At 30.0% G+C, this 17,554-nt stretch carries 18 protein-coding genes, 1 pseudogene and 4 riboswitches; of the genes and pseudogenes, 2 read left to right on the forward strand and 17 right to left on the reverse strand.

The genetic code is table 11. The features are described 5' to 3' along the window. Positions 1-287: 287 nt before the first annotated feature. On the forward strand, positions 288-1,352 hold the full coding sequence (locus Ccar_RS13145) for a uroporphyrinogen decarboxylase family protein (RefSeq protein ID WP_007063184.1): 1,065 nt from the start codon (positions 288-290) through the stop codon (positions 1,350-1,352). A gap of 128 nt (positions 1,353-1,480) precedes the next feature. Here the strand turns inward: Ccar_RS13145 and Ccar_RS13150 are convergent, their stop codons facing one another. The 3 genes from Ccar_RS13150 to Ccar_RS13160 form a co-directional block, all read right to left on the reverse strand. Continuing rightward, positions 1,481-2,305, reverse strand: a complete 825-nt coding sequence (locus Ccar_RS13150) for a MetQ/NlpA family ABC transporter substrate-binding protein (protein ID WP_007063183.1) — start codon at positions 2,303-2,305, stop codon at positions 1,481-1,483. 62 nt (positions 2,306-2,367) lie between these two features. Continuing rightward, the gene (locus Ccar_RS13155; RefSeq protein ID WP_007063182.1) at positions 2,368-3,030 is read right to left on the reverse strand and encodes a methionine ABC transporter permease; all 663 of its coding nucleotides are present in this window, start codon (positions 3,028-3,030) and stop codon (positions 2,368-2,370) included. Beyond that, positions 3,027-4,019, reverse strand: a complete 993-nt coding sequence (locus Ccar_RS13160; protein WP_007063181.1) for a methionine ABC transporter ATP-binding protein — start codon at positions 4,017-4,019, stop codon at positions 3,027-3,029. The genes Ccar_RS13155 and Ccar_RS13160 overlap by 4 nt, the downstream gene beginning before the upstream one ends. Before the next feature lie 623 nt (positions 4,020-4,642). Between Ccar_RS13160 and Ccar_RS13165 the strand changes: the two genes are divergently transcribed. Further along, on the forward strand, positions 4,643-6,031 hold the full coding sequence (locus Ccar_RS13165; protein ID WP_007063180.1) for an amino acid permease: 1,389 nt from the start codon (positions 4,643-4,645) through the stop codon (positions 6,029-6,031). Positions 6,032-6,114: 83 nt separating this feature from the next. On the opposite strand, the gene Ccar_RS13170 is transcribed toward Ccar_RS13165, so the two are convergent. The 14 genes and pseudogenes from Ccar_RS13170 to Ccar_RS13235 all read right to left on the reverse strand — a co-directional run bounded on the left by Ccar_RS13170 (position 6,115) and on the right by Ccar_RS13235 (position 17,553). Beyond that, positions 6,115-6,858, reverse strand: a complete 744-nt coding sequence (locus Ccar_RS13170) for a LytR/AlgR family response regulator transcription factor (RefSeq protein WP_048030085.1) — start codon at positions 6,856-6,858, stop codon at positions 6,115-6,117. A 4-nt stretch (positions 6,859-6,862) separates the two neighbouring features. Further along, the gene (locus tag Ccar_RS13175) at positions 6,863-7,273 is read right to left on the reverse strand and encodes a hypothetical protein (protein ID WP_007061023.1); all 411 of its coding nucleotides are present in this window, start codon (positions 7,271-7,273) and stop codon (positions 6,863-6,865) included. A 6-nt stretch (positions 7,274-7,279) separates the two neighbouring features. Then, positions 7,280-8,272 carry a flotillin-like protein FloA gene (floA, locus tag Ccar_RS13180; RefSeq protein ID WP_007061022.1) on the reverse strand — a complete coding sequence of 331 codons (993 nt, stop codon included), beginning with the start codon at positions 8,270-8,272 and terminating at the stop codon, positions 7,280-7,282. Positions 8,273-8,294: 22 nt separating this feature from the next. Beyond that, positions 8,295-8,795 (reverse strand): NfeD family protein, encoded by a 501-nt coding sequence (locus Ccar_RS13185; protein WP_007061021.1) that lies wholly within the window; start codon positions 8,793-8,795, stop codon positions 8,295-8,297. A 171-nt stretch (positions 8,796-8,966) separates the two neighbouring features. After that, a complete protein-coding gene (locus Ccar_RS13190; RefSeq protein ID WP_007061020.1) occupies positions 8,967-9,827 on the reverse strand; it encodes a sensor histidine kinase in 861 nt (286 codons plus the stop codon). A 170-nt stretch (positions 9,828-9,997) separates the two neighbouring features. Beyond that, positions 9,998-10,300, reverse strand: a complete 303-nt coding sequence (locus Ccar_RS13195; RefSeq protein ID WP_007061019.1) for a DUF2325 domain-containing protein — start codon at positions 10,298-10,300, stop codon at positions 9,998-10,000. Beyond that, positions 10,297-10,782, reverse strand: coding sequence for a YbaK/EbsC family protein (locus Ccar_RS13200; protein WP_007061018.1), 486 nt, complete (start codon positions 10,780-10,782; stop codon positions 10,297-10,299). The genes Ccar_RS13195 and Ccar_RS13200 overlap by 4 nt, the downstream gene beginning before the upstream one ends. 131 nt (positions 10,783-10,913) lie before the next feature. Beyond that, positions 10,914-11,017, reverse strand: a riboswitch (SAM riboswitch). 180 nt (positions 11,018-11,197) lie between these two features. Then, positions 11,198-11,310: riboswitch (SAM riboswitch) on the reverse strand. 148 nt (positions 11,311-11,458) lie between these two features. Next, positions 11,459-11,794, reverse strand: a complete 336-nt coding sequence (locus Ccar_RS13205) for a NifB/NifX family molybdenum-iron cluster-binding protein (RefSeq protein WP_007064943.1) — start codon at positions 11,792-11,794, stop codon at positions 11,459-11,461. A 117-nt stretch (positions 11,795-11,911) separates the two neighbouring features. Then, positions 11,912-12,070, reverse strand: coding sequence for a YezD family protein (locus Ccar_RS26365; RefSeq protein WP_007061016.1), 159 nt, complete (start codon positions 12,068-12,070; stop codon positions 11,912-11,914). A 125-nt stretch (positions 12,071-12,195) separates the two neighbouring features. Beyond that, a riboswitch (SAM riboswitch) is annotated at positions 12,196-12,307 on the reverse strand. A gap of 96 nt (positions 12,308-12,403) precedes the next feature. Beyond that, positions 12,404-13,296: pseudogene (locus Ccar_RS13215) on the reverse strand (amino acid permease). 48 nt (positions 13,297-13,344) lie between these two features. Then, positions 13,345-14,496, reverse strand: coding sequence for a pyridoxal phosphate-dependent aminotransferase (locus Ccar_RS13220; RefSeq protein ID WP_007061013.1), 1,152 nt, complete (start codon positions 14,494-14,496; stop codon positions 13,345-13,347). Positions 14,497-14,619: 123 nt separating this feature from the next. After that, a riboswitch (SAM riboswitch) is annotated at positions 14,620-14,732 on the reverse strand. Between the two features lie 127 nt (positions 14,733-14,859). After that, positions 14,860-15,294 (reverse strand): RrF2 family transcriptional regulator, encoded by a 435-nt coding sequence (locus Ccar_RS13225; protein ID WP_007061012.1) that lies wholly within the window; start codon positions 15,292-15,294, stop codon positions 14,860-14,862. Positions 15,295-15,462: 168 nt separating this feature from the next. After that, entirely contained in the window at positions 15,463-16,377 is a 915-nt protein-coding gene (locus Ccar_RS13230; protein ID WP_007061011.1) for a PLP-dependent cysteine synthase family protein, read from the reverse strand. Between the two features lie 27 nt (positions 16,378-16,404). After that, positions 16,405-17,553 (reverse strand): bifunctional cystathionine gamma-lyase/homocysteine desulfhydrase, encoded by a 1,149-nt coding sequence (locus tag Ccar_RS13235; protein ID WP_007061010.1) that lies wholly within the window; start codon positions 17,551-17,553, stop codon positions 16,405-16,407. Position 17,554: the final 1 nt, after the last annotated feature.

Here is a 17,554-nt window from a genome sequence, read left to right on the forward strand (position 1 = left end):
GTGTTACTATATTATGACCTTAAATTGGGCAAGTTTATTGAAATTCTTTCAATAAACTTGCCCTTTACTTTTTTGAGAGGACAATTCTCATCTATAATTTAAGTTTATAGTTAAAGCATAAAACATTTAGATTTGAAATACATAATATACTAATCTCGAATTTAATTTATAATATACATGTTCAAGAAAACTTACTTATATTAATATTAATGGTAAGTTAATCATACAAATTGTATAATTTACAAATATAAGAAGGTTTTAATTTTAATAAAAAGAGGTGTATATAAATGCAATATGATGAAATGACTCCTAAAGAAAGGGCAGCAGCTATAAATTCTGGAAAACCATTTGATCGAATTCAATGCTGTCCATTAATGGGGGAAGTAGGCGCAAAATTTATAGGTGTAAAAATAAGCAAACTTTGTTTTGATTATAAGTTAATGGTGGATACAGAAATAAATTCTTACAAAACATTTGGTTTTGATGGTGCTGGTATTGGTCCAAATTTATTTGGCATTGCAGAAGCTATGGGTACAACCTTAGCTTACCCTGACAATGATATGCCATATATAGACATACCATTTTTAAAAAATTATGATGATATAAAAAAACTTATTCCTGTAAATCCACATAAGGATGGCAGATTACCATTATTTTTAGAAGCTTGTAAAATAATTAATGAAAAAATAGGTTCTGAAGTTGGAGTTTCAAGTGGTCTTGGCGGCCCTTTCACCACTGCAGCTTCTTTAAGAGGAACTGATGTTTTTTTAAGGGATATTATAAAAAATCCTGAGTGGGTACATAAACTTTTGGAAATTTCCACTGAAAGCATATTTAACTACATTGATGCTGTCAGTGACATAGGTGTAAAGCCAAGCCTTGCAGAACCTGTTGCTTCACTTACTGTCATAAGTCCAAAACAATTTAGAACTTTTGTAAAACCATATTTAAAAAAATGTGTTGATAAAATAATTGAACGCTGGGGAAGTGGTCCGTCTATTCACATCTGTGGTAATACAAAAGGAATATGGGAGGATATAGCAGATACAGGTGCTCAAGTAATTAGTGTTGATAACGTAGTTGATATGGAAGAGGTAAAAAACTCAGTTGGTAATAGGTCAATAATAATGGGTAATGTTAAACCGATTGATACAGTATGTTTTGGAGGAAAAGAAGAAATTTTTAATGAAGTAAAAGAATGTATTAAAAAATCATATGATAGTCCAAAAGGATTTATCTTAAGTACAGGCTGTAAAATTCCTATGAAAACCTCAAAAGAAAACGTGGAACTATTTATGCAGGCCGCAAGGACGTATGGTAAATATCCTATTAATCCTAAAATTTTAGATTAATCCTGTAAACTAAAGTATAATTATTATCTATATAAAAAATAAAAAGGTGCTGCCTCACATGAAAATTCTATTGTGAGACAGCACCTTCTTATTCTTATAATATGATAACTTTTTACTTTAACAACAAACTAGAATAGAGGTATCAATGTTCCTTTTGCTTTCTTTTTTAATAATTCTTTAATTCCTTCTGTTCTATATGCATCATTTAAATCTTTAACCCATTTTTTATTTTCATTACCGTTTTTCACAACAACTCCAACTGCATATGTTTCATTATCTTTTGGACTTGCAATATATTTAGATGCATCTAAACCTGCATTTACCATATGAGTAGCTGCTAGCAAAATACAATCTACATCCTTCAAAGATTGTGGAAGTGTTTGCATGTCTGCTTCTATGAATTTAAATTTCTTTGGATTAACAGCAGCATTATCTTTAACATCATAAATTGATGGTGATTTTTTATCAGCAGGAAGTTTTATCAATCCAATTTCGTTTAATAAATTCAAACCTCTTGACTGATTTGTAGCATCATTGCAAAGACCAATAGTAGCTCCATCTGGAAGTTCCTTATAGTCTTTATACTTACTAGAGTACATGCCAAAAACAGGAGCCCAAAGTTTAGGCTTAACCATAACAAAATTTGTCTTATTAGATTTATTGTAATTTTGTAAGTATGGTTCATGCTGATATATGTTTGCATCAATGCTTCCTTCACCTAAAGCAGTATCTGGTCCAATACTATCATTAAAAGTAACAACTTTAACATCATAACCCTTCTGTTTAAGTGCTTTAGCTGCTTCATTTCCATAATCTAGAGAATCTGCTCTCATTCCAATTTTGATTGACTTCTTTTCATCTGATGAACTACTTGTAGCATTACTTTTTCCGCATGCTGTCATTGATGTTGTAATCACCAACATACATAACATTAACTTCATAAATTTTTTCATAAGTTTTCCCCCTCAAAAATAAAATTTGTATAGATAAATAGATTAATTAAAAATATAATATGCTATTTCAATTTTTTATAAAGCGTATCACCACCATATTGAATTAAACATACTAATACAATTAATACTACAACTATTGAATACATAATTTTCTGGTTAAAATTTTGATAGCCGTGAGTTAAAGCTACTGCACCTAAACCTCCAGCTCCAATTGCTCCTGCCATTGCTGTTGCACCTAACAAGTTTATTATAGCTAAGCTCATACCTGAAATTATCGAAGGTAATGCTTCAACTAACATTACGTTGAAAATAATCTGCTTGTTTGAAGCACCAAAGGATTTTGCAGCTTCAATAAGTGCTGGATCTACTTCTTTAAAACTACTTTGAAAAATACGGGCAATAAATGGTGTAATTGCCGTTGTCAATGGAACAATAGCTGCTTCCTGCCCTATAGAGCTTCCAGTAATAATTCTTGTTAAAGGAATAATAGAAATCATCAATATAACAAATGGAAAAGAACGAATTACATTCACTACAGTATCCAATACTCTATGAATAAATTTATTAGGCTGAAGCCCATTGTCATCACAGATTACCAGAATTATTCCCACGAAAAAACCTAAAAAGATTCCCAGCATACCTGATATAAAAACCATTCTTACAGTTTCCCCGAGTGCTGGTAAAATCAACATATTAATAATTTCAGTTAATGTATAATCGCTCAATTTCTCACCTCATTTCCATCATTTTTAATTTCAATCCATTCTACTTTATTTTTATCTAAATAATTAGTAACTAAATTAAAATCACTATCATCTATATTTATAACAAAAGTAGATAATTTATCATTTCTATATGATTGAGTAGAACTTTCCATAATAGAAAATTTAATATTCAATTCATTTACGATTCTAACAATTAATTCTGAACCTTCTAATTTTGCCACACTATACATAAATCGTATATTTCTGCCTTTTTCCGGCAATATACTATTTTCAACTCCTATTAAACGTTTTAAAGCCGGTGGCTGATTTAAAAATATATCCTTAACTGTTCCTTGAGAAGCTATTTTGCCGTTTTCTAAAATAGATATTTTATTACAAATTCTTTGAATAACAGACATTTCATGAGTAACTAATACTATGGTAATTCCAATTTTTTTATTTATATCACTTAATAAGTCTAATATAGAGTTTGTTGTACTAGGATCAAGCGCCGAAGTTGCTTCATCACATAACAAAATGTTTGGATTCATGGTCAAAGCTCTTGCAATTGCAACTCTTTGCTTCTGACCACCACTCAAGTTTCTTGGCCTTGCTCCAGCTTTATCTTTTAGCTCCACCAGTTCAAGCAATTCATTAACCTTACTGTCAATTTCCTTTTTTGAATATTTCCAGCATCTCATAGGCAAAGCAATATTATCATAAATACTCTTTCTCTCTAATAAAGAAAAATGCTGAAAAATCATACCAACATTTTTTCTAAATTCTTTTATCTGCTTTGTATTTAAATCTTTAACTTCATAACCATTAACCTTCATGCTTCCATCCTGATAATCCGTTAAACCGTTAATGCATCTCAAAAGTGTTGACTTTCCAGCTCCACTCCTACCAACAAGACCATAAACATCTCCTTTTTCAATTTTAAAATTAATATCTTCTAATACAACATTTTTATTTTCATAAACTTTTTTCAATCCAGTTGCAGTTATCAAAATATCTCTTCCCCTTATTTATTAAATTTTATAATTATAGCAACAAATAAACTACGCAATAATCAACAAGTTCTGTTTAGATTGATTGTCCACAATTTGATGCAAAAAAATAACGGTTTAGCAAATATTTACTTTCAATATGAGCATCAGTAAACATTCTGTGCCGCTTTAAATTTTTTTAAATGTTGATTCCTATAACAGTAAAACAGCTTAATTGCTTCAAATTTTGACACAATTTTCACATATATAATTTTAACTCTTATAATTACCAAAATCAAATATTAAAATATTATGCATCAACGTCATTCTATTATAATTTTTTATACACTAACAGTAACCTTATTTTTTTATAGAATAGCATTTAAAAATTTCACACTTAATGTTTAATTAAATTATATAGCTATTTTTGAACATCATTTTTACATTTTATTGTAATATTTATGAATTTTTTAATCTTTTCATGAATATTATTTAATAGTGCACTTATGAAATTATCTATTAAATTCTGAATTTTCAAGCATATATAAATCTTAAGGAGGTGTTAATAACATTTTGCACATGATTATAAAGTGATTAATAATCTGTTTTAAAAATTATTAATTAATTTTATGAGGGGGATTAAAATGAATAAGGATAATACTGGCCTAAATGAAGAACTTCACCGTGGTCTAGAAGAGAGACATATTCAACTTATGGCTCTTGGTGGTGCAATTGGTGTTGGCTTATTCCTTGGATCCGCATCAGCTATTAAAACAGCCGGTCCTTCACTTCTATTAGCTTATGCTGGTGGTGGAGCTATTTTATTCTTTATTATGCGTGCACTTGGAGAGATAGCAGTTGAACATCCTGTTGCAGGTTCCTTTAGCGCTTACGCCAATGAATTTATTGGCCCTCTTGCTGGATATTTGACTGGATGGACCTATTGGTTTATGTGGATTGTTACTTGTATGGCTGAAGTTACCGCAGTAGGTGTTTATGTTAATTTCTGGTTCCCAACTATCCCTCAATGGGTATCAGCCCTTGGTGCTGTTGTTATAATGTCTATAGTAAATTTAACAGCAGTTAAAGCCTTTGGAGAATTCGAATTCTGGTTCGCACTTATAAAAGTTGTTACTATTGTTATTATGATTGTTATAGGAATAATTATGATTGTTACTGGATTAGGTAATGCAGGAAAACCTACTGGTATATCAAACTTATGGAGTCATGGAGGATTTTTCCCTCAAGGAATAAAAGGTACAGTTATGGCCTTACAAATGGTTACATTTGCCTTTATAGGAATTGAACTTATAGGAGTTACAGCCGGTGAAGCAAAGAATCCTCAAAAAACTATACCATCAGCTATTAATAAGGTTTTCTACAGAATATTGATATTCTACGTAGGAGCATTATTTGTAATTATGTCACTATATCCTTGGGATCAAATAGGAACCTTAGGAAGTCCATTTGTTTTAACATTTAGCAAATTAGGAATTGTAGCAGCAGCAGGTATTATAAACTTCGTTGTATTAACTGCAGCTTTATCTTCTTGCAATAGTGGTATTTTCACTACAGGTCGTATGCTTTACAATCTTTCATTACAAGGTTCAGCACCAAAATCCTTTGGAAAACTTAGTAAATCGCAAGTTCCTAGTAATGCAATTCTAATTTCTGCATTTTTCATGCTTATAGGTGTTTTTCTTAATTATATCATTCCAGCTAAAGTATTTGCTTATGTTACAAGTATTGCAACCTTCGCAGGAATTTTTGCTTGGTTTATAATATTACTAGCTCAAATGAAATTTAGAAAATCTCTTGCTCCTGAAGAAGCAAAAAAATTAAAGTTCCCTATGAAGGGATATCCTTATGCAAACTACATTAGTATGGCATTTCTAATATTTGTACTTGTAGTTATGTGCTTAAGTCCAGATACTTTAATAGCAGTTATTGTAGGACCAATTTGGCTTATAATATTAGTTGCTTTCTACTATGGAAAAGGAATGAATAAACATAACAATACTAAGTCTGAGTAATTCAACTTTTTCAGAGGACAGAGGACAATTGTCCTCTGTCAATTGTCCTCTAAAAAAATGTTTAGCTTTTAAATTTTTATAATTTAAAAGCTAAACATTTTTTTTAGCATCTCGTATCTTTCATGAGTAATAAGAGCATCCTTATCTGTATTTTTTAGTTTCACTATATAAGTCCATCTTCCATAAGGATATATTTTATTAATCATGGACAAATTGATAATATAAGACTTGTGGCTTCTAAAAAACACTGCTTTATCTAGCCTTTCTTCTAATTCACTCATACCTTCAGAAGTAATATAGGAATTATCAATTGTGTATATAACCGTATTTCTATCCTCTCTTTGTATAATCACTATATCCTTCATATCTATGAAACTTATACCATCTTTATTCCTTATTAGTATTTTATCTAATCCCTTTTCGTGGCGGATTATTTTATACATATTTTCTTCGCTTTGAACATCATTTAAAGTTTTTATTCGATTTAAAGTTTGATAAATTCTATCTAACTTAAAAGGCTTTACAATATAATCAAAGGCATAAAGTTGAAATGCATCAGACATATATGCGTCATGTGCTGTAACAAAAATAATTATAGTTCTTGGATTTATATCCATTATTCTTTTTGCACATTCCACTCCATTCAATTTTGGCATTTCCACATCTAAAAATATAATTTCAGGATGTTTTTCCTCTACAAAGGAGAGAACAGCTTCTCCATCAGCTGCCTCTCCTACTAATTTAAATCCTTCTATTTTTTCAATGGCCTTTTTTAACACCATTCTCATGCCTTCTTCATCGTCTCCAATGAAAACTTTAAGCTCCAATAAATCACCACCTTCTTCTTCTTCTTTTTGCTCTAGGTTTACCCAATATCTCTGAATATACTATGGCTTGCATAATATTTTCTTCTTTTAGTTCTAAATTCATTGTTGTTCTTTCTTGTTCTAATTTCTTTTTTAATTCTTGAGCTTTAGCTTTTTCATATTCTATATTTCTTTGAAGTTCTGCCTTTTCACTATCTTCTATATCATATGAAAAATTTGAATTCTTTTGTGTATTTTTTTGTAAATTATTTCCTTTTAACCAATCATAATTATCCTTACTAACATTATTATCAAAAATATTACCTTTAGTTTCATTAGTCACTTTTCTTGCTTTTTCACTGGAGGCTTTTATAATATCTTTCAAGACTTTTCCTGAATCACAAATAATCTCCACCAAATTATCAAAATCAGTCATAATATTTTACTCCTTAACATCATTAGGATTGCCATATGAGGTCTTTTTATCTTTTTTATCGCCAACTTTAGATATAGATTCTCTCATTCTTGTATCTGATATTACATTTTGCATATCATAATAATCCATTACTCCTAATTTTCCTTCTCTTAAAGCTTGAGCCATAGCTCTTGGTACTTCTGCTTCTGCTTCCACTACCGCAGCTCTCATTTCCTGCTCTCTTGCTACTGCCATAGCTCTTCTTTCTTCTGCTTTTGCCTGGGCAATATTTTTATCTGCTTCTGCTTGAAGGGTTTGAAGTTGTGCTCCTATATTTCTTCCAACATCTACATCAGCAATATCTATAGATAGTATTTCAAAGGCAGTACCTGCATCCAATCCTTTTGCTAAAACTGTTTTAGATATAGCATCTGGATTTTCCAAAACTTCTTTATGTGAAGTAGATGTACCAACTGTAGTTACAATACCTTCTCCAACTCTAGCAATTACTGTAGCTTCACCAGCTCCACCTATTAATCTTTCTAAGTTTGCCCTTACTGTTACTCTTGCTTTTGCTAAAAGCTCAATTCCATCTTTTGCAACACCTGAAACATTAGGTGTTTCAATTACCTTTGGATTAACACTCATTTTTACAGCTTCAAGTACATCTCTACCTGCAAGATCTATTGCTGCTGCTCTTTCAAATGGTAATTTAAAATCTGCTCTATGAGCTGCAATAAGTGCATCCACTACTTGATCTACATTTCCACCAGCTAAATAGTGAGCTTCCAGTTGATTTACACTAACTTCCAAGCCTGCCTTTGTTGCTTTTATTAACGGAAAAACTATTCTTTTTGGTTGAACCCTTCTAAGTCTCATTCCCACTAAATTGAAAATACTTACCTTTACATTTGCAGCTAATGCTGAAATCCAAAGACCTACTGGTACAAAACTTAAAAACAATGCTAAAAAAATTATAAGTATTCCTAAGAATACAACTACAGTAATAGGACCATTCATAATATTTATTCCTCCTCATTTTCTAAAATATTTTTCTAACTACAATTATTCTTCCTTCTACTTTTATAATCTTTACTTTTTCATCTTTTGGAATAAACTCTCCTTCTGAAACCACATCCATTTTTATGCCATTAAAATCTGCAATACCAGCTGGCCTCAAAATTGTAAGAGTAATTCCCTGCTGCCCCACAAAATATTGTAAATCCTCGGAGCCTGTATATCCAGTTTCTCTTTTTTGAGTTTCACGCAAAATCAGTATTTTTGAAAGTCTACCTTTAGTTGCAGATCGCAGAACTAAAGTAAGAGCTACTCCTAACACTGCAATGATGATACTAACTAAAATCAATGCTTCCATAATACTTTTCGCTGTTATTACTATGCCCATTATTAAAAATATAGCTCCGAAAATTCCTGGTATTCCAAATCCAGGATGAAACATTTCTATAACTACCAGCAAAAATCCAAATGAAAAACACAATATGGCAATCCAACTTATAGTAGATAAAAAACTTACTAGCTCCATTTCTCCCTCCTCCTTTAATTGTAACTTCTGTGTATCTGTCTATACTAGTATAATACTTCTTACATGAATTAAAATGAATGCATAGTAGTCCAAAAATACATAATTCAGTTTAAAATGTCATATTTCAAGTTTTACCTTATGACTCATCATATATCATATTGAAAACTTTATTTATCTTGGAATCCATCCTTGAAAAACAGTAAATTCATTTTCTGTGAATACTTTAATTCCCCCTCCATATTCCTCTAGTATATGCTTTACAATAGCTAGTCCCATACCTTCTCCTTTTTCACCTTTTGTAGTAACTCCTGCTTTAAAAATTTTTTTCACAAGTTCTTCTGGAATTTCCGGTCCATTGTTCTTTATTTTAAATCCATATAACTTTAAATCTTCAAATAATTCTATTTGTATAATTCTTTCTCCATCTATTTCTTGAAGTGCATAAATTGCATTATCTACAATATTACCAAGTACCCTGCAGAATTCCCAGGATGGTACCTTTAACTCTTGAAGCGAGGACGTAATTAATATTTCTGTTCTTATTCCTCTTTTTTCTCCATAAAGTATTTTAGCTTGAAGCAGCGCATTAACTGCTGGATTAGCAGTTTTTAATACCTTGTTTACCTTTTGAATGTCTTTAAATACTTTTTCTATATACTCTCTTGCATCATGATATTCTTCCATTTCCATAAGACTATACACTACCTGCAGGTGATTCATAAAATCATGTCTTTGAGCTCTAAGAGTTTTATTAAGTTCTTCTAGTTCCCCTAAAGTATTTTTAAGCGTACTATATTCATCATTGTTGCCATTTAATGAGCGAATATCCCTAATTGCAAAAAAACTGTTTATAATACCTATGGATATAATTAAATATACCAAAAGTTCTCCACTATAAAATTTATCTTGTAAATTCAATACATTTTTATAAAAATAATTGTACAATATCACCATAACAATTGTAGTTATTTGAATTGCGTTTAAAATAATTACTGTAGTGATTGTTTTATTTACGTCTAACTTTTTCTTCATTACAAAAACTAAACTCCCTTCCCTATTTCTGTAATCAAATCAATTATATCATAAAATAACACTACCTCCACTAAAATACATTTTAATGAAGGTAGTGTTAATAATATTCTTTTATTTTATTTACAAAGATTTTTAGCGGATTATTCATGTCACCTAATTCTTTCATCATATTAAGCATTTCTAACTGCACAAAAATTATTTAAATGGCTTTCCAAATGCACCCATGAACGTTTGGAAAATATTGCTCTAATATTAGATTTCTTCAATCTCTCCTTTGTATTTTTTACCACACAATGATTTATAAAATCCACTAACACAATTACCAAATCCACCTTTTGTGATTTTACCAGCATATTAGTTTTTTTATTCCAACCATCTCTTCCACTAATATGCTCTATATTATTAAATCCCTTTTCATGCAATTTGCATAATATACTCTCTAAATTATCTCCCCCAATAATTAACACTCTCATATTATCACTCCCCTAACATAATCATTGTATTCACAAATATCAACCCACTGACCACAAGTTAATTCAATTATTTCATTATAATTAACTGTTACTACAAAATTTTTCATTCCTGCACAAAGATAAATATTATTTTTTCCCTTTAAAGAAATATCTATATAGATTTTCAATGGATTTTTTAATCCGAAGGGACTTAACCCTCCACTAGGATGACCTGTAATTTTTATTATTTCATTATTACTTAGTTCTCTTGGCTTTACTTTAAAATATTCTCTAAATTTTATATTACTGATTATAGTATTTTCATCTGTAACAACCATTATGTTTTCTCCTCTTACTGTAAAAATCTGTGCTTTTGCAATACAAACCTTTGTTAACAAATTACTTTTTTCTTTCCTAAAAAGCTTAGAATTTTTTTCAAATCGGTTAATAGAACATTCTATTCCTTTACTTAAAAAATCATCAACTACACTACTTATACTCATTTTCATTCTCCTTTGAAATTTTTAATTTTATTAAGCTTAAATAAGCAAATCAAGTTCATTAATTGGATATACTTGCACATAATAAAAATCTTCTCATAGATAAGCTACAAGAAGATTTATCAAATTCTAGTTTCTTATCTCTCAGATATAATATCTGCTGGAATTAGCACCTTGAAACATAATTTCAGGTTGCCGGACATCAAAGGGCCAGTCCCTCAGTCTCTCTTAATAAGAATTTCAATATTAAATTATTTAGTAATGTTAAATAACCAAAAAAACTGGAATCTAATTATATCTTAATTAAGATAGATTAGTTTCCAGTTTTCTGGTCAACTAAAGGGGTAAAAAAAAGCTATTTTTCATTTAAGAAAAATAGCTTATTTCAACAAAATTTTAGTTCATAAACCTGCTATTTTTCTTATCTCTCATTGTAGTATAAACTACTCTGTAGGAATTGACACCGATGCATATTAAAATGCCGGTTGTCGGGTTTCATAGGGCCAGTCCCTCCACCTCTCTGGATAAGAATAAATTTATTATTTTAAGTTAACTGATTAACAATTAATTTACATATTATAATACAATTGTATAAATTATAGTATGTAATACACGATATGTCAATACTTATTTAGGAAATAAATTTAATATCACTTTTTAAACTGTAGCTTTTATACAATTATATTTCAAAAGAGGAACTCAATATTCCTTCAATTACATCACTTATACTATAATCTGTTTCAAAAGCTTTTATTCCATTAAACTTTAAAAATACTAAAGCCATATATCCTATATTTTTAACAAAAATAGCCTTACAATCCGATATCAAATTTAATAACGTTTTCATATGTTTTTCATTATGACCACGCTCTTCAAAACACAAATCACTTTCCCTAGTTTCTAAGTATTCTGCTATATTTTCTTTAATTTCAAAAATGAAAAGTTTTCTTGATGTTTCAAAGTTTTCGTTTACATTCTTTCCATCATTACTTACAAAAGCTACTTTATAGTTCATAAATTCACCTCCAAACTCAAACTGCAATTTCATAAAAAATTCAATATTTAAACATTCCTTAATATATAATATATATTTCGAATATGCTAATAACATTCTTGATAAATTTATTTAAAATCATACTATTCTCATTTTTTCATTTCTTTCTATTTGAACTACCACCCCATCTTGAATAACTAAAGTTACAGAACCATACTTAACAACCTTTAAGATTTCTAAAAGCTTATTTAGATTTTTTTCTGAAATACCATTATTATTTTTATTGTTATTTGACACTTTAGTCTCCCCCTTTTAATATTTACATTAAGCATATAAACTTTAATTAATTTATAAAAAAAAGCTATCCTTCTTCAATAAGAAAGATAGCTTTTAAAAAATTTTCATTCCATAAACAACTATTTTTCTTATCTTCCAGAATATGAACTATATTCTGCAGGAATTAACACCGATACATATTAAAATGCCGGTTGTTGGGCTTCACAGGGCCAGTCCCTCCACCTCTCTGGATAAGAATATAACAATATTAAATTTTATTATTAAAACAACTTAGTCTTTAGTATTTCTAGTCAACTAAAAATGTTCTTACCTATAATTACTATTATACCTAATTTAATTATTTGCCTTCACTTCAGATAAATTCACTTTTTGTTTAAGAAGTAATTTATACATAATTATTAATAATAATATCCATACTGGTGCAACATAAAGAGCTATTCGTGTACTTTCTAAAAATGCTAAAGAAATAACAATCAAAACTAAGTAGATAACAGTTGCATATAAAAAATAGGGGTAGAAAGGCATCTTAAAATCAGTTTTCTCTCCTTTATTAACCTTTTCTTTTCTAAACTTTGAGTGAGCTAAAAGAATAGTTATCCAAGCAGTTATAGTTGCTATTACTGTCACTGATGAAATATATTCAAAAACTTTAGCAGAAAAAAATAATTTAAAACTACTGCAATCATTGCTACTGCCGTACTGAATAAAATTCCTACATAAGGTACTCCAGACTTATTAACCTTGCTAAATACTTTTGGAGCATTGTTATTTAAAGACAAGCTATAAAGCATTCTTCCATCAACATATAATGCACTGTTCATACCTGAGAGAGCTGCTGTTAAAACTACAAAGTTAATAACTGCTGCTGCAGCTGGAATTCCAACTTTTGAAAAAACCAAAACAAATGGACTTCCATCTGTACCTATTTTGTTCCAGGAATAAAGCGACAGCATGACACCAATAGATCCAACATAAAAAATCAGTATGCGCCAAAATACATTGTTAATCGCTTCAGGTATAGACTTTTTAGGATCTTCTGCTTCACCAGCCGTTATACCAATCATTTCTACACCACCAAAGGCAAGTGTGGCAAATATAAATGATAAGAAAAATCCTCTGATTCCATTAGCAAAAAATCCACCATTAGTCCAAAGATTGGATAGACCAACAGAATGTCCTCCATTTGAAAAACCAAAAACAATAATTAGCAATCCAAAAATAATCATACATATGATAGCAACAACTTTAATAAGTGCAAACCAAAAATCAAATGACTACTTCTTTAATTTTTTTAATCTTTCAATAGCTTCAATCAATGTTTCATCTTTTTTTGCAAAATGAAATCTTATATAATTATTTACATTTTCTTTAAAAAAGCTGGATCCAGGAACAGCAGCAACACCAATTTCTTTTGCCATCCACTTACAGAACTCATAGTCATCCTTCCAGCCAAACTCTGAAATATCAACTAAAACATAATAAGCTCCTTGAGGTTCAAAGTATTTTAATCCAATTTCATCTAATCCATTTAAAAACAGTTTTTTCTTTTTTTCATAAATTTTATTAAGCTCGTCATAATAGCTTTCTTCAAGACTTAATCCTGCACAAGCTGCTTTTTGCAAAGGTGCAGCTGCTCCTACAGTTAAGAAATCATGTACTTTTTTACAATTATTTATAACATCCTTGCTTGCAATAATGTATCCAAGTCTCCATCCAGTTATAGAGTAAGTTTTAGATAAAGAACTACAGGATACTGTTCTTTCAAACATTCCTGGAAGAGATGATAGATAAGTATGTTTATTAGGCTTAAATACTATATGCTCATAAACCTCATCTGTAATAACAAAAGTATCATATTCTTTTGCAAGTTCGCTTATATATAATAATTCTTCTCTAGTAAATACCTTACCTACTGGGTTTGAAGGATTACATAATATTAACGCTTTAGGTCTACTTTCAAAAGCTTTTCTTAATTTCTCTCTATCAAAATTGAATTCAGGAGGTACCAAAGGTACATATATGGGTTCTGCTCCTGCTAAAATTGTATCTGCTGTATAATTTTCATAAAACGGTGAGAATACAATAACTTTATCCCCCGGATTACATACAGACATCATAGCTACCATCATAGCTTCAGTGCTGCCGCAAGTAACTACTATATTTTCATCTGGATTTATTGATATTCCCATAAATTTTTCTTGTTTCTTTGCTAGTTTTTCTCTAAATTCTTTTGACCCCCATGTTACTTCATATTGATGTGGTCCCTTTTCTGCCGCTTCCTTTAAACTGTCTATAAGTTCTCTTGGTGGGTCAAAATCTGGAAAGCCTTGTGAAAGATTCACTGCTCCATATTTATTAGCCACTCTTGTCATTTCTCTTATTACTGATTCAGTAAAATAATCTAATCTGTTGCTTAATTTTTGCATTTTATATAGCCCCCATTACTACTTATTTAAATATTAAATCATAAAAAATTAAAAGGCTGTTTTTCTTTAAATAAGAAAAACAGCCTTTGCTTACAAAATTTTAATTTCACATAAAAACCACTTTTCTTATCTTTCAAAGTAATTCAAATTACTTTGTAGGAATTGACACCGATACATATTAAAATGCCGGTTGTCGGGTTTCATAGGGCCAGTCCCTCCACCTCTCTGGATAAGAATATAATATATTAAATTTTCTAAATAAACTTAAGTATTCTTTTATTATATCAGTGGTGCTTTATTATATCAATATATTTTTTCAATATTTATCTTATACAGAAATAGATTATTTCACAAGATTTTTCTTTAAATAAAATACATATAATAGTCCACTTCACTCTTGTATTTGTTAACTAAATCTTCTAATGTAATACTATCAAAATAATCATTAATGTTTTTATTTATTGCATCCCATAAATTTTCATTTATACATCTCTCTAGCTCATCTGCATCATCTCTATCTCTAATATCTACTAATGACAAATTACCTTCTAAGGTTCTTAATATTTCTCCAATAGTTATTGTACTTATATGCTTTGATAATGTATATCCTCCTTGAGCCCCTTTCTTTCCTATAACTAAACCACTTTTCCTTAATGCTGAAAAAATCTGTTCCAAGTATCCTTCTGAAATATTTTGTCTTTCTGAAATACTTTTTAATGTAACTGCTTCAGAATTAGAATACATAGCTATATCCATAAGTGCTTTTAATCCATATCTACCTTTAGTTGAAATCTTCACACGATCACCTTTCTATCAATTACATATTTGGTATAGCAATATTATTCTCATATACCAATATTATTATATAAATACGATACTTAAAAATCAATTTTAAATTCAACTAAAAAACAAGAACTGTTAATAAACATATTTATTAGCAGCCCTATATTTATGAATGATATTTAATTAGTCGTATATATTTTTGCTAAAATATCTGTCTCCTCTGTCTGGAAATACAGTAACTATATTACCACTATCTATAGCTTCTGCTAATTTTAAGGCCGCTGCCATAGCAGCTCCAGAAGAAGAACCTACTATAACTCCTTCTTTTCTTGCTAGTTCTTTTACCATTTTAAAGGATTCTTCATCATTAACCTTTATTGTATGATCAACTAATTCTATATCCATAGTTCCTGGTATAAAATTATTTCCTATACCTTCTATATTATAGCATCCTTCTTCACCACCACCAATTGTAGATCCAATTGGATCGGCTAATACAGACTTTATATTTGGATTTTTTTCCTTTAAATATTTTGCAATACCTGTAAATGTTCCACCACTGCCTGCTCCTGCTACAAAATAATCTATCTGGTCACCTAAAGACAAATATATTTCTGGTCCTGTAGTTATATAATGAGCCTCTGGATTAGCTCCATTTTCAAATTGCTTAAGAGAAATTGAATTTGGAATTTGATTTAAGAGTTCTTGGGATTTTTCAATAGCTCCCTGCATTCCAAGTTCTCTAGGAGTATTTATAATTTCTGCTCCTAAAGCCCTCATAAGTACTTGTTTTTCTATTGAAAATTTCTCAGGTACTACAAATATAACTTTATATCCTTTATTTATAGCTCCCAAAGCAACTCCTAATCCAGTATTGCCTGCAGTTGCTTCTATTATAGTATATCCTCTTTTAAGAATTCCCTCTTCCTCAGCTTTTTCTATCATGTATACCCCAATTCTGTCCTTTACACTACCAGCTGGATTAAGATATTCTAATTTTGCAAATATATTAACTCCACTTTTTATATTAAAATTATTTATTTTTAGCATAGGTGTATTTCCAACCAATTCTCTTATATCATTAACATATATACTCATTTTTATTTTCCCCCCAAAGTATATTTTTTATATATTTTTTGATTTATTTAATGCTTTTTCTATATCCTGTACTAAGTCCTTCTTATTTTCAATTCCTACAGACAATCTAATCAGGTTATCTACTATTCCTACTTTTTGTCTTATTTCAGCAGGTATTGAAGCATGTGTCATAGTAGCAGGATGAGATATTAAGGATTCTACTCCTCCCAAGCTTTCTCCTAAAGTTATAAGCTCTACACCTTTAAAAAATTCATTTATATTAAAGCTTTCTTTTAACACAAAAGATATTATAGCTCCTGCTCCATTTGCTTGTTTTTTATGAATTTCATAACCTGGATGATCTTCAAGTCCTGGATAATAGACCTTTTCTACTGCTGGATGATTTTTTAAGAATTCTGCTAAATATCTTGCATTTTCAATATGTCTGTCCATTCTTACTGATAATGTCTTTATTCCCCTTATCAAAAGCCATGAGTCAAATGGGTTCAACACCCCTCCTGTAGAGTTTTGGATAAAATGAAGTTTCTCAGCTAATTCCTTACTGTTTACTACAGCAAGTCCAGCCACCAAATCACTGTGTCCTCCCAAATATTTCGTTGCACTATGAACTACTATATCAGCTCCTAGCTCTATTGGTTTTTGAAGATATGGCGTCATGAAAGTATTATCTACAATAGTTAATATTCCATGATTCTTAGCTATACCAGCTATCTTCTTTATATCTGTTATGGTCATAAGTGGGTTTGTTGGTGTTTCTATAAATATAGCTTTAACATTATCTGTAACTTTTTCCTCCACAAGCTTTTCATTACTTGTGTCTACAAGTTCATATTCAAGATTAAAATTTTTAAATACCTTATCTAAAACTCTAAAGCTTCCTCCATATACATTATCTGATATTAAAACTTTATCTCCACTCTTAAAAAGCATTAAAGCTGCTGTTATTGCTGCCATTCCAGAGGCAAATGCATAACCTGCATAACCTCCTTCTAAATCTGAAATAAGTTTTTCTAGTGCATATCTTGTTGGATTACCTGTTCTTGAGTATTCATATCCACTATTTACTCCCAATTCTGACTGTCTGTACGTAGATGTTTGATAAATAGGCACATTTACAGCACCTGTAGTTTTATCTCCATCCACACCTCCATGTATTAATAATGATTCAATATCCATT

It is taken from the genome of Clostridium carboxidivorans P7, assembly GCF_001038625.1.
Classification (GTDB): Bacteria; Bacillota; Clostridia; order Clostridiales; family Clostridiaceae; genus Clostridium_AM; species Clostridium_AM carboxidivorans.